The sequence below is a fragment of the Enterococcus sp. AZ141 genome, from assembly GCF_051714385.1.
GTDB lineage: Bacteria > Bacillota > Bacilli > Lactobacillales > Enterococcaceae > Enterococcus_D > Enterococcus_D entomosocium.
Window position 1 is genome coordinate 3207439 of record NZ_JBIORT010000001.1, and the last position, 12744, is coordinate 3220182.

At 43.4% G+C, this 12744-nt stretch carries 11 protein-coding genes and 1 pseudogene; 3 read left to right on the forward strand and 9 right to left on the reverse strand.

Annotated elements, in window-relative coordinates; genetic code table 11:
- Positions 1 to 4: 4 nt before the first annotated feature.
- Positions 5 to 1393, forward strand: coding sequence for a glucuronate isomerase (gene uxaC / locus IGI89_RS14790; RefSeq protein WP_196044335.1), 1389 nt, complete (start codon positions 5 to 7; stop codon positions 1391 to 1393).
- A gap of 10 nt (positions 1394 to 1403) precedes the next feature.
- Positions 1404 to 2074 (forward strand): annotated as a pseudogene (locus IGI89_RS14795) (rhamnogalacturonan acetylesterase).
- A gap of 258 nt (positions 2075 to 2332) precedes the next feature.
- Here IGI89_RS14795 and IGI89_RS14800 read toward each other — a convergent pair.
- The 5 genes from IGI89_RS14800 to IGI89_RS14820 all read right to left on the reverse strand — a co-directional run bounded on the left by IGI89_RS14800 (position 2333) and on the right by IGI89_RS14820 (position 6527).
- A complete protein-coding gene (locus IGI89_RS14800; protein WP_005229917.1) occupies positions 2333 to 3139 on the reverse strand; it encodes a gluconate 5-dehydrogenase in 807 nt (268 codons plus the stop codon).
- A 22-nt stretch (positions 3140 to 3161) separates the two neighbouring features.
- Positions 3162 to 4004, reverse strand: coding sequence for a 5-dehydro-4-deoxy-D-glucuronate isomerase (gene kduI / locus IGI89_RS14805; RefSeq protein ID WP_005229915.1), 843 nt, complete (start codon positions 4002 to 4004; stop codon positions 3162 to 3164).
- A 12-nt stretch (positions 4005 to 4016) separates the two neighbouring features.
- Positions 4017 to 5015, reverse strand: coding sequence for a PfkB family carbohydrate kinase (locus IGI89_RS14810; RefSeq protein WP_438735798.1), 999 nt, complete (start codon positions 5013 to 5015; stop codon positions 4017 to 4019).
- A 1-nt stretch (position 5016) separates the two neighbouring features.
- Positions 5017 to 5664: a bifunctional 4-hydroxy-2-oxoglutarate aldolase/2-dehydro-3-deoxy-phosphogluconate aldolase gene (locus IGI89_RS14815; protein WP_016621203.1), complete on the reverse strand. Its 648-nt coding sequence runs from the start codon at positions 5662 to 5664 to the stop codon at positions 5017 to 5019.
- A 110-nt stretch (positions 5665 to 5774) separates the two neighbouring features.
- Positions 5775 to 6527, reverse strand: a complete 753-nt coding sequence (locus tag IGI89_RS14820) for an IclR family transcriptional regulator (RefSeq protein WP_016621204.1) — start codon at positions 6525 to 6527, stop codon at positions 5775 to 5777.
- A 151-nt stretch (positions 6528 to 6678) separates the two neighbouring features.
- Here IGI89_RS14820 and IGI89_RS14825 point away from each other — a divergent pair, with 151 nt between their 5' ends.
- On the forward strand, positions 6679 to 7419 hold the full coding sequence (locus IGI89_RS14825; protein WP_008381545.1) for a MurR/RpiR family transcriptional regulator: 741 nt from the start codon (positions 6679 to 6681) through the stop codon (positions 7417 to 7419).
- Positions 7420 to 7437: 18 nt separating this feature from the next.
- Here IGI89_RS14825 and IGI89_RS14830 read toward each other — a convergent pair whose 3' ends face one another.
- From IGI89_RS14830 to IGI89_RS14845, 4 genes are all read right to left on the reverse strand, one after another.
- Positions 7438 to 8811 (reverse strand): gluconokinase, encoded by a 1374-nt coding sequence (locus tag IGI89_RS14830; protein ID WP_438735799.1) that lies wholly within the window; start codon positions 8809 to 8811, stop codon positions 7438 to 7440.
- A 220-nt stretch (positions 8812 to 9031) separates the two neighbouring features.
- Positions 9032 to 10363, reverse strand: coding sequence for a 6-phospho-alpha-glucosidase (locus IGI89_RS14835; RefSeq protein WP_086338716.1), 1332 nt, complete (start codon positions 10361 to 10363; stop codon positions 9032 to 9034).
- Positions 10363 to 11991 (reverse strand): PTS transporter subunit EIIC, encoded by a 1629-nt coding sequence (locus IGI89_RS14840; protein WP_438735800.1) that lies wholly within the window; start codon positions 11989 to 11991, stop codon positions 10363 to 10365. Before IGI89_RS14840 ends, IGI89_RS14835 begins: the two co-directional genes overlap by 1 nt.
- A gap of 164 nt (positions 11992 to 12155) precedes the next feature.
- The gene (locus IGI89_RS14845; protein WP_438735801.1) at positions 12156 to 12734 is read right to left on the reverse strand and encodes a hypothetical protein; all 579 of its coding nucleotides are present in this window, start codon (positions 12732 to 12734) and stop codon (positions 12156 to 12158) included.
- Positions 12735 to 12744 lie beyond the last annotated feature (10 nt).

Below are 12744 nucleotides of genomic sequence, written 5' to 3' on the forward strand. Positions count from 1 at the left end.
CGACATGTTTTTAAATGAAAACTATTTACTGCCAAATGAAATTGCTCAAACCCTTTACCATGAATATGCCAAAGAACTGCCGATCATTGATTACCACTGCCACTTAGACCCAAAAGAAATCTATGAGGATCGTCCCTTTAAAACTATCACCGAGGCTTGGCTAAGTGGTGATCATTACAAATGGCGATTGATGCGCGCTTGTGGCGTACCCGAAGAAGCGATTACAGGCAATGCCAGTGATTATGAAAAATTTTTGGCATGGTGTCAAACAGTGCCAAAATTGGTGGGAAATCCCCTTTACAGTTGGACCCATTTAGAGTTAAAGCGATTTTTTGCGATCGATCTTCCCGTTACTGAAGAAAATGCCGAAACTTTGTGGAGGCTATGCAACGAAAAATTGCAGCAAAAAGACTTTACCCGAAGAGCTTTGATTGCTCGCAGTAACGTCGAGATCGTTTGCACCACAGATGATCCAGTCGATGATCTTCACTATCATCACCAATTAAGCCAAACAGAACAACGTTTTCGTGTCTTGCCGACCTTTCGACCTGACAAAGCGTTACAAATCGACCATCCGAATTTTCTTACCTATGTTACCAAACTCGAAAAGAGTGTCGAGAACGCGATCACTACCTACGATGCTTTCTTGAGAGCCTTGCGGGACCGTGTAACCTACTTTCACCAGCTTCACTGCCGCTTGTCTGACCATGCGCTGGATACTTTAGTGTATGCTGCAGACGAACAGTTATCCCTTGAAGCAATTTTTGCTAAAGCATTAGCTGGGGAATCTTTGGAGGAAAACGAAGTCTCGTTCTTTAAAACCAATGTTCTAGTTGAACTGATGAAGCTGTATCACGAACATGGGTGGACGATGCAACTGCATGTCCATGCGTACCGCAACTGCAATCAACGAATGTTTGAGCGCTTGGGACCAGATACGGGCTACGATGGCATCAATGATCAACCACTGACTCAAAACTTGCAGAAATTATTGAACGCTGCTGATGCGCAGGACCATTTGCCTCAAACGATTCTCTACTCCTTAAATCCCAATGACTATGATGCACTCGTCGCTTTGATGGGGTGCTTCCAGCAAGAAGGCAATAATAAATTGCAGTTAGGATCTGGCTGGTGGTATAACGACACCCGCGCAGGCATGCGTCACCAATTGACGAAATTCGCAGACGGCAGTGTGATCTTTAACTTTGTCGGCATGCTGACGGATTCAAGAAGCTTTCTGTCTTACACCCGTCATGAATATTTCCGACGCGTCTTTTGTGAATGGCTTGCTGAGATCGTTGTACGTGGTGAAGCACCTGCTGATCTTCGTCAGCTAAAACCATTAGTAGAAAATGTCTGTTATCAAAATGCCAACAACTACTTCAAATTTTAGGAGAAAGCAAATGGTAAAAATCGTCATCGTCGGTGATTCCACCGCATCGATCAAAGAGCCTAGCGCTCGTCCAGAAACGGGCTGGGGAGAAAAAATCTCACGGTATCTCCCCCAGCATCAAATCGTCAACTTGGCAAAAATGGGCGTTCCTCCAAGAGCTTCATTGAAGAAGGACGCTTGTTGCAGGCAGAAAAAGAACTACATGCTGGTGATTATCTCTTGATTCAATTTGGACACAATGATCAAAAAACAGATAGTCGCGGCACGACACCTGTTGAATATCAGCATAATTTAGCAACCTACGTGCAAACGGCACGCCAGCAGCAAGCGACACCGATCCTATTGACCTCGATCACTCGTTTGCATTACGTGGAACAACAACAACTTGATCCTTTGGCAGTCGGTCCTTACCCAGAAGCAATGCGTGCTTTGGCTACCTCCTTGGATGTGGTCTGTCTGGATCTTTTTGCCGCAACACAACGGTTCTTTTCAGCGCTGGAACCACAACAGGCGAAAACCTATTTTCTTCATTTAGAAAAAAACCAGCACCCCAATTATCCAGCCGGCATTACGGATAACACGCATTTGAATAACCAAGGTGCTACAGCCGTCGCCAAATTAGTTGCCAAATGTTTGACAAATGCTCCATTACCGCTTGCACAACAAGTTTTGTTAGATTGAAACTCATTGTTCGTGTTGAATCTTCCCCTAACATAAATACGCTACCTGATTTGAAAAAGAGCTACTCAAGCAAAACGCTGCGAAGAACATTTTCCTTCACAGCGTTTTGCTTTTCCTTCTTTTTAAAAGATTTGTTTGCCATTCCTTTGCTTCAACCCATTTATCGCCAAGCTACCTTTTAAAAACTTGCATTTCTTGGGTGTTGTACCATAAAAATGGGAACGATTGCAATCGTCCCCATCCTTACTATTGATTGTTTTATTCAGGTTGTTTCCCGATATACGCCAAGATACCGCCATCTACATATAAGACATGGCCATTGACAAAGTTTGATGCCTCAGAAGCTAAGAAAACCGTTGGTCCTGCTAAATCTTCTGGCTCACCCCAACGGGCAGCAGGTGTTTTCGCTACGATAAATTGATCAAAGGGGTGACGAGAACCGTCTGGTTGGATCTCTCGTAATGGTGCAGTTTGCGGTGTTGCAATATAACCAGGTCCGATCCCATTACATTGGATGTTTGCTGAACCAAATTCGGCACAAATGTTTTTCGTCAACATTTTCAAGCCGCCTTTAGCCGCTGCGTAACCAGCCACCGTTTCTCTTCCCAATTCACTCATCATTGAGCAAATGTTAATGATTTTTCCATGTCCTTTTTTGATCATTGACGGTAAGACTGCTTTTGAAACGATAAATGGAGCGTTCAAGTCCACGTCAACGACTTGGCGGAAGTCTTCAGCAGACATCTCCAACATCGGGATTCGTTTGATGATCCCAGCATTATTGACTAAGATATCAATCACGCCAACTTCTTCTTCGATCTGCTTGACCATTTCGTTGACTGCTTTTTCATCCGTTACATCACAGACATAGCCGTGGGCTTCGATCCCTGCTTCACGATAGTTTGCTAATCCTTTATCCACTGATTCTTGATCCAAGTTGTTAAAAACGATCGTTGCTCCTGCTGCTGCTAATGAACGAGCGATCGTAAAACCGATCCCATAGACAGCGCCTGTCACTAATGCGATCTTACCATCTAAACGAAATTGATCCATTGAAAAATCCATAATTGATAAACCCTCTTTCTTTTTATTTTAAGTCGTCCATTGCCACCATATCCATGTCGGTATAGGTGATATTTTCGCCACACATTGCCCAGATAAAGGAGTAGTTACTGGTTCCAACCCCCGAATGGATCGACCAGCTTGGAGAAATAACTGCTTGTTCTTCACTAACGACTAAATGCTTCGTTTCATCTGGTTTGCCCATCATATGGAACACTTTTGTGTCTTCGTTGGCAAAATCAAAATACACATATGCTTCCATCCGACGTTCATGGGTATGACTTGGCATCGTATTCCAAGCACTGCCTGGTTCTAAGATCGTGTACCCCATTTGTAATTGACAGCTTTCACAAACATTTGGGTGAATGTATTGATAAATTTTCCGTTCGTTTAATGTCAAGCCCTCGCCTGTCTCCATTGGTGTGACTTGATCGATACTGATTTTTACATTTGGGTATTTCTTATGTGCTGGCACGCAAGATAGATAGAATTTCGCTGGATTTGCTGGATCATCAGAGTGGAACAAGACTTGTTTGGTTTCCTTGCCGATATAGTAGCCGTCTTGTTTTTTCATTGGTTCTTTTTGGCCATCGATCGTGATCGCACCAGGTCCTCCAATATTGATGACGCCTAATTCGCGACGTTCTAAGAAGTATTCCACCCCTAATTCGCTGCTTAATTGCACTTCTAACGCTTCTTCTGTCGGTGTCACTCCGCCAAAGATCATCCGATCATTGTGGGTATAGGTCAGCATGATTTGTCCTGGTGTGAAAATTTTTTCTACCAAAAATTCTCTGCGTAATTCCTCGGTACTATAGTGACGAATATCAAGTGGACTATGGGTATAGCGTGTTTCCATGTGTTGCATGTTTTATTCCTCCTATCGGATAATTTTTCCTGAACCTGTTGCAATAAATTCTTGTATCTCATTGGCGCTAAACTGATTACAGTCGCCATGGATCGTATGTTTCAAAGCAGATGCGGCAGTTGCAAAATCAATGATTTCTTGGTCTTGTTTCTTCGTGACAAGACCATGTAGGATACCAGCTGAAAAGGCATCGCCACCTCCGACGCGATCAACGATTGGATTGATCTCATGGGTAGCAGAAACGACATAATTGCCGTTATGCCATAGGCTTCCTGTCAATTGATTGTGACTTGCTGAGAGCACCTGACGACTAGTTGAATAAAAGAGCTGGATATTTGGGTATTTCCGATGCATTTCTTGATAATAGTAGTCATCTTCGACTTCCTCTGTTGGAGCTGCTACATCCATAAAGACTTGGGCATCTAACTGTCCTGCCGAGCAATAATCGACATAGGGGAGCACTTTTTGCAAAAAGTCGCGCGCTTCAGCGGTCGTCCACAGCTTTCCACGATAATTGATATCGAAACTGATTTTACAACCAGCTGCTTTCGCTTCTTTGATCAACGTCAGCAAAAGTGTCTGCCAAGTCGTTGAAAGAGCTGGTGTGATCCCTGAAAGGTGAACAATGTCAACCCCATCAAAAAGGTCATATTGCCACTCATTTTCTTTCATTTGAGCAAAGCTAGAGCCTGCGCGATCATAAACCACTCGCGCTGCTCGTTCCCCGATACCGGTTTCAATATAGTAAGTACCTAGTCGGGAACCGCCACGAAGCAAGTGACGACAATCGACGCCATAGCTTCGTAAATGATGAAAAACGGCATCTCCTAAAGCATTTTCCGGCACTTTACTAGCAAAAGAAACGTGATGACCAAAATTTGCCAAGGAAATCGCAACATTGGCTTCCCCGCCACCATAATGGGCAGCAAACGTCGAACTATGGGCGATTCGGTCGCCTAACGTTGTCGATAGACGCAACATGATTTCTCCTAGTGTCAGAATGTTTGCCATCTTACTTTCCTCGAATCTCTTTTAATTTTGCCGCATATTGTTTCGCTACTTCTGTTACTTTGTCAAAATCCCCACTTGCTGCTGGCGCTAACAAATTCCCCCCTACACCAACGGCTACAACACCCGCTGCAAACCATTCTTGCATGTTGTCTAAGCTGACACCACCGGTCGGCATAATGTTTAATTGTGGCAATGGCGCTTTGAAGGCCGAGATGATACTTGGTCCATACGCACTACCCGGGAATAGTTTAATGATATCTGCGCCTGCTTTTAAGGCGTCCTTCATTTCTGAAATGGTCATGCAACCAGGCAGATACGGGATTTGATATAAATTACATAATTCAGCCGTTTCTTGATCAAAGGTTGGGCTGACGACATATTCTGCTCCTGCCATGATCGCTAAGCGGGCGGTCACTGCATCAAGAACGGTCCCCGCACCAACAACTACCTCTGGATTCTCTTTGAAGGTTGCTACTAATTCAGCGATTACATCCGCCGCTTGAGGCACTGTAAAAGTCAACTCAATGCCGGTGATCCCCCCTGCAACGATCGCTTTACTTGCTTGTAGTGCTTCTTCTTTTGAAGCGCCACGTACAACAGCGATCACACCGCTTTCCTTTAGTTTCATTAAATTCGCTACTTTTTTCATTAAGACCCTCCACTTATTTCCTATTTGGAAAATGGTATTTATTATAAAGAAACTTACACGTTCATTATACCGTTCTCGTTTTTATTTGCAAGGGCTTTCCATTAAAAAGTTTATAACGCTTGTTCAATTTGTTGTTTTGTCGCAATAATCGCATCGATCAATGTCGTTTTGTATTCTGGGGTCAAGCGGTATTTCGGTAGGCTGATAGAAAACGCCCCAACGATCTCCTGATCTTTTATCAGTGAGGCGCCGATGCAATAGATTTCTTGTTCCATTTCTTCATCATCAAAGGCTACTTGGTTCGCTTTTGCCTGTTCCAATTCTTTCTTCAACTTCAACTGATTTGTAATGGTATTTTCGGTATAAGCGGTTAAAGGCGTTGCTGCCAAGTACTCCTCTACTTGAGGGGCATCAAACTCCGCTAAAACGGCTTTCCCCATGGCAGAGCTATACAACGGTCTTGTGATTCCTACTTTTGAAGACATGCGGATCGTTTGATTCTGAGGCTCCAATTTATTGACATAAAGAATCTCATTGGCGGTCAAGACCCCTAAGTGGATCGTTTCATCCGCCGTTTTCTGCAATGCTTCCAAGTATGGCAAGCTGATTTCCACTAAATCAAGCTCTTGAATGTTTTGATTGGCATACTTGATCAGCTTAGACCCTAAGCGATAATTCTTCTCTTTGTCGCGTTTGACATAGCCGATCATTTGTAGCGTTTCCAATATTTTCAAAGCTGTGGATGGGGTCAGTTTCGTTGCTTCTGAAATTTCTTGCAATGGTTTACTTGGCGCTTCTGCGAGGTAATCTAAAATGGTTGCTGCTTTTAGTAGTACGGTTCCATATGGTTTTTGTGTCATCATTTCTCCACCTTTATTTTCTATATAAGAAATTATAATATCTTTTTAGGAAATGCACAATCTTTTTTCCTATATATCAGCATGACGCGATTCCTATTTTACTTTCTGTCGTTATTCATTGTATGATGAAGACAAGACAAAGGAGTGCCGAACAATGGACTTAAATGTATTGATCAAAGGAAAAAAATTGACTGACAATGAGCTGCAAATTCTTGATTATTTGCTTGCAAATACCGCTGCGATCGATGGACTGCCCTTAAGAGAAATCGCTAAAACGATCTACACTTCCCCAGCAACCATCGTGCGGCTTGCGCAAAAACTAGGTTTTTCTGGCTATCTAGAGCTGCTTTACTTCTTAAAGAATCGCTTGAAAAATCAGACGATCACTGAAGCCGCCATCGATTACCAAATTGACGCTGCCAGTATTGCAGATACGATCGAAGCGATCAAAGAAATCTATGGACAAAACAAGAACAAGTTTATTACGATTTATGCCACAGGTTTTTCGGGGATCGTGGCAGAATACCTACACAAAAAAATGCTTGTCAACGGCATCAAAACCTTATTAGTCAGTGCTTCTGACTCAGGTGGGATCATTAGTAACAACATCGAGAACATAAGTATGTTGATTACTATCTCTAAATCTGGCGAAACACAAAAAGTGCTGGAAAAGATGGCATTAGCCAATGAACATCACATACCAACTGTTTTGTTTTGTGGGAACGGTGAGCATCGCGCCAATCAACTAGCGACCTTTTCCTTTGAAGTGACAGATGAACGTCCCTACGACACCCAAAACATCCAGTACACCAGTTTCTTTGGCAAACTGCTCTTATTGATGGAATATATCGTCGACGCTTTCACGTGTGTTGAAAAAGAAAACCAGCAACCCTAGTGGATTGCTGGTTTTTGCTTATGCATGAAAATACGTTTTTGCCAGTTCTTGATAAAGCGCGTGGTTCTGCGGATCAGGAACAAATTTTTCATCTGGCTGATCTTGCCGCACAACAGAGCTTTTGTACAAATCATACAAGCCGAATATCGGTTCATTTTCATCGGAAAGATAACAGGTTAGCCCCAACACATCCGCGGTCATTTGACCTAATAGTTTTGTTTGAAAGAAACCACCACTTACAGTGACTGCCCCTTCCAACTGCGCCATTTGCTTTAATAAATCGATGTTCATCAGCATGCCTTCGAGGACTGCCCGCAACATATCTGAGCGATTGTGTTTCAGGGTCAAGCCAGAAAAGCCACCTGTGATTTCATTCGTCCAAAAGGGTGCCCGCTCGCCATTTAAATAGGGGAAAAAACGTAAACCGTTGCTGCCGATCGGTGATTCCTCCATGACTTGCGGCAGATAATGATAAAACCCATCAGGATCTTCTGATAAGGTCTCTTTTGCCCAAGCAAGCACACAACCGCCATTATTCGAAGGTGCCCCTACGACATAGAGGTCTTCTTGCAGATAGTAGCAAAAATTTTGTTTTTGGCGATCAAAGACCGTGGTCTCACTTACTTTACGAACCGCCGCACTGGTTCCGATCGTCAAGCTGTTGCGGATCCCTGTAGAAATATAGCCAGCATATGCTGCCAAACACCCATCGCTAGCCCCACACATCACTTCTACCTCAGGCTTCAAGCCACACCGCTGCGCCATCTCCTTGGTAATCAAAAAACGATCAGTCGGTGCACATAAAGGCGCTAATTGGGCTTTTGAAAGGGATAAATAGTTGAGAATCTTTTGACTCCATTGCTTTTCTCTCAAAGAAAAAAGACCGGTCGCTGATGCGGTACTATAATCGATCCGTGCTTGTCCGGTAAACAACGCCATTGCTAGTTCTTTTAAGCCTAACCATTTCGTCTCTTTGGAATATGAACCACTTGTTTGAAAATAAGCCAGTTTCGCAAAGGGAGACATCGCATGGATCGGTGTCCCTGTCTCTTCATAAAACGTTGCCGCCAGATCCGTTTGACGAAAGGCCGTCATCGTTTGATTCGCTTGATTGTCTGACCAAATGTAAATCTCTTCTGCTGTCTCACCAGCCACTGGCATCAAACTGTGCATAGCGGTACTGAACCCGATCACTGTGATTGCCGCTTTTAATTGAGCGGGAATCGTTGTGACACCACTGATTAATTGGCTACTGATCTGGGTCGCTGATTGGGTCTGTTTTAACCCATGGCTATGGGTTTTGATTGGTAATGACTGTGAGTAAATGATTTTCCGATCTTCAATAACCCCAAATTTTATGGCTGTTGTGCCGATATCAATCCCTAAAAACATCGCATTGCTCCCTCTCATCTGATTCAATTAGCTTTATTCTACCATAGTTAGTGGCATATTCTAGCATACCTGTCTGATCGTTTTGTTGAGAAGACGTTTAGTGATGATTTTCTTCAGAGAAGTATTCTTCCACAGCAAAAATCAAAAAAAGAAAGATTCTTGGAGAATCTTCCTCTTTCCAGTTACCCCATCAGAAAATGTTTCGCAAATGTGAAACAAATCAAGACAATCCTGGCCAGTAATCACCATTTTCCGAGACCAAATCATCGAGTAACTCTTTGGCTACTTTTGCGCTAGGAATCGTTTTGGAAAGGCTTAACGCTTGCCACATTTTTTGATAGCTCTTTTCCACATATGCTTCGACCACTAATTTTTCCACAGTCACCTGTTGGAACATGAGCGCTTGTTGGAAGGCAGGAATTTTTCCTTGAGCGAGGGCTTCTGGTCCATCAGAACCGACGATACATGGCACTTCCACCATGGCATCATCCGGGAAGTTCGCAATCGCGCCGTTGTTTTCCACAATCATGACCATTCGCTCATGCGTATTAAAAGCGATGGCGCGTGCCAAATCAACGATAAAGGTTGCATGGGCATCAATCTCAAAAGCGATCCCTTCAGCAGATCCTTGTGCAGTGATCTTTTTGGCATGATCGAACACTCGTCTTTCCCGTCCTTCCATCACTTCATTGGAACGCGTATACTCTGGGTGTTCTTTCATGTGTTCGTAGACGTAATCTGGGTATAAATAATACTTCAAGTACGTATTTGGCAGATATTCTGGTGTGAGAGCCAAGAGGTCTTTGGCTTTTTTGTGGGTGTCTTGCCAACTTGGGTCTGTATGTTGGGTATCCACTTCGATCTGCGTCAAATAGCCATGTTCTGCAACATAGTCACGTATGGTTTGAATGTACTCCGTGCCTTCTTTGTCTTTGACACTAGTCCACCAGCCAAAATGATTCAAGCCAAAGTAGCGAACTTCTAACTCCTCTGGCTGTTTGCCAATGATTTGCGACATGCGACGCAACGTGCCCACGGGCATGTCACAGATATTCAGAACTTTTGATTTAGGACGCAAGACTCGACATGCTTCAGCTACGATTGCAGCCGGATTGGAATAATTCAGCATCCAACAATCGGGGGAATACTTTTCCATGTAATCAATGATCTCCAGCATACCAGTGATGCTGCGCATCCCATAAGCGATCCCTCCTGGACCACAGGTTTCTTGACCAAAGACGCCATGACGCAAGGGAACTTTTTCATCTTTTTCCCGCATATCATACTTTCCTACTCGGATATGCGCCATACAGAAATCGACATCGCTGAAGGCTTCCTCAGGATCCGTCGTAAATGAAAATTCGATTTGCGGTGCTTGTTCTTTTAATAAGATCGCTAGGGCTTCACCGAGGATCGCTTGGCGTGCTTCATCATTGTCGTATAGTTTCAGCTTTCTTAAAGGAAAGCGTTCTTGATTATCAAGCAGCATCATAACGATTCCCGGGGTAAAGGTACTGCCGCCCCCTGCGATCACTACTGAAAAATTTTTCATCATTCAATCTCTCCTTCTCTTCCAAGATAATTTTCTAATTCTTCCCGCACTTTCGGCACGGTCAACCCGTAAACGACATGGACATTTTCACCATTTTTGATCACGCCTTTGGCTTGTGTTTCGTCTTTTAGTAGCGCTTCATCCACGAGTTCAGGATCCTTTAGTTTTAAACGTAAGCGGGTATAGCAGTTGTCGATGGTTTTGATATTGTCATCGCCACCTAGCGCTTTGGTGATGATTGCTGAGATACTTGTATCACCAGTCGGACTAGTGGCGGCTTGGTCACTCGCCATGACCCCGACACCTGCTCCAGCAAGTTGTTTTTCTTTGTACTCTTTCTTCGAATACAGTTTGGTCTCTGTCCCATCTTCTTCACGCCCGACCGTTTTCAAATTCAGTTTCGTGATCAAAAAGCGGAACAAGAAGTAATAAAGAAAGAAGAAGACGACTCCGACGATCAAGTACACTGGCCAGCGAGTTTTCTCGATCCCTAAGGGCAAGTTGTACAAAAGAAAGTCGATGAAGCCATTCGGTCCGATGGCGCGAGAACCAAAGAGATTTAACGCCACCATGCTCAAGCCGCTAAGTGCAGAATGAATGACGAACAAAACAGGTGCCACGAACATAAAAGAAAATTCGATTGGTTCAGTCACACCTGCAATAAAGGAAGTCACAACTGCTGGAATCAAAATGGCTTTGACTTTGACTTTATTTTCTGGTTTTGCCGTTTGATACATCGCCAAACAGGCACCGATCAGTCCAAACATTTTTGAGATCCCACGAGCGTCCCAAATGACACTTTGCGATAATACGCGGACTGCTGGGTCAGCAATTTCCGCAAAATAAATGTTTCGTGCCCCTTCAAAGACTTGACCGCCAACTTCTGCGACACCGCCTAATGAAGTATACAAAAACGGCGTGTAGATCAAGTGATGCAAGCCAGTTGGAATCAATAAGCGTTCCAACATACCGTACAAGAAGATGCCAAAGTTGCCCGTTTGTTGAATGATGCCACCTAAACCGTCGATGCCAGTTTGTATTACTGGCCATATAAACGTGAAAACGATGGCTAATAACACGACGACCGGAATCAAAACAATAAAGACGAAGCGCGCGCCGCCATAAACTTGAAAGGCGTTGTTAAAGGTCGTATCGATAAAACGATTATGGATCAATGCTACGACGATCCCTAAAATGATACCCAGAAAGACCCCCATGTCCAACACTTGGATTCCTAAAACGATCGCTTGTCCTGAACCTTGAAGGGCATCGGCTGGAACCAACATCCCCCGAAGTTCCATGAATTTATTCATGGCATTCAAGAAGACGAAATAACCTAACAACGCGGTAAATCCCGCTTCAGCTTTTTTCTTATTAGCTAACCCTAGAGCAATCCCGACACAAAAAATAATGCCCAAATTGGTTAAGATCGGTAATAAGGAAGCGGACAAGATACTACCAAAACCGGTGGTTATCGGATTATCCAAAAAGGGAAACTGCTCAAGCAAGCGGACATTCGTAAACACATTCCCAACGGCAATCAATATCCCTGCGATCGGCAAAATCAAAACGGGCACAAACATTGCCTTGGAGAATTTCTGCATCGCATCCATCACTTTTTCTTTCATTGAGGAAACTCCTTTGTAATTGATTTGTAGGTTCATTATAGGAAACATTTGTTACTAATAGAATAGCAAACGTTTTCAATTCAATGCGTTTCAAAGATTGGAATGTGTTTCATCCTGTTTACTTCCTTGCCAGTGGCGATTACAAGCAACAAAAAAAGAGTGAATCAAGATTGATCCACTCTTTTTAGATGCAACACTTTTTGATAGAAATACAAGGGCCCAGACAGACAAAATAGATAGAAGATACCTGGTGCTGATTGCCATGTGAAGAAATAGCCGATCGCTGCTAGGACTAAGATTCCGATCCCTTTATGGTAGTGCATCATCGTAAAGAAAAAACTACTACGAAAAAGGTCAAACAAGTTTTGCCGATCTTGCATTTTTGATTGCATCACATACAGGTTAATGTTGTAAGACAACAAAAAAGTAAGAAAAATGATGGTCATAAAAGAGAAAAACAATGAATTCGTCAAAGTAGCAGAACGCCACAAGCTGAGTCCGCATAAAAATGAGAAGAGATTGAAGACCCCTAGTGGCAGAGTCTTCAATAACGCGCTTTTGCTATTTTTCAAAAAGGGTTTTAGCAGTTTTGCTTCAGGATGTTCGTAAGCATCGACCACTGCTCGCAAAGCGGCTGGAAACGTGATGATCGGAAACGATACCACTAAAAACAAGAGATTCAATACCAGCATACGAAAAACGATTTCGCAAAGACGATAAAAACGACTCTCTAAAGCAAACATCACACTCACA

Bases quoted from the DNA above. Each gene is read 5' to 3' on its own strand.
- uxaC (WP_196044335.1), top strand. From the start codon at position 5: ATGTTTTTAAATGAAAACTATTTACTGCCAAATGAAATTGCTCAAACC.
- IGI89_RS14800 (WP_005229917.1), bottom strand. From the start codon at position 3,139: ATGGATTTTTCAATGGATCAATTTCGTTTAGATGGTAAGATCGCATTA.
- kduI (WP_005229915.1), bottom strand. From the start codon at position 4,004: ATGCAACACATGGAAACACGCTATACCCATAGTCCACTTGATATTCGT.
- IGI89_RS14810 (WP_438735798.1), bottom strand. From the start codon at position 5,015: ATGGCAAACATTCTGACACTAGGAGAAATCATGTTGCGTCTATCGACA.
- IGI89_RS14815 (WP_016621203.1), bottom strand. From the start codon at position 5,664: ATGAAAAAAGTAGCGAATTTAATGAAACTAAAGGAAAGCGGTGTGATC.
- IGI89_RS14820 (WP_016621204.1), bottom strand. From the start codon at position 6,527: ATGATGACACAAAAACCATATGGAACCGTACTACTAAAAGCAGCAACC.
- IGI89_RS14825 (WP_008381545.1), top strand. From the start codon at position 6,679: ATGGACTTAAATGTATTGATCAAAGGAAAAAAATTGACTGACAATGAG.
- IGI89_RS14830 (WP_438735799.1), bottom strand. From the start codon at position 8,811: ATGTTTTTAGGGATTGATATCGGCACAACAGCCATAAAATTTGGGGTT.
- IGI89_RS14835 (WP_086338716.1), bottom strand. From the start codon at position 10,363: ATGAAAAATTTTTCAGTAGTGATCGCAGGGGGCGGCAGTACCTTTACC.
- IGI89_RS14840 (WP_438735800.1), bottom strand. From the start codon at position 11,991: ATGAAAGAAAAAGTGATGGATGCGATGCAGAAATTCTCCAAGGCAATG.
- IGI89_RS14845 (WP_438735801.1), bottom strand. From the start codon at position 12,734: ATGTTTGCTTTAGAGAGTCGTTTTTATCGTCTTTGCGAAATCGTTTTT.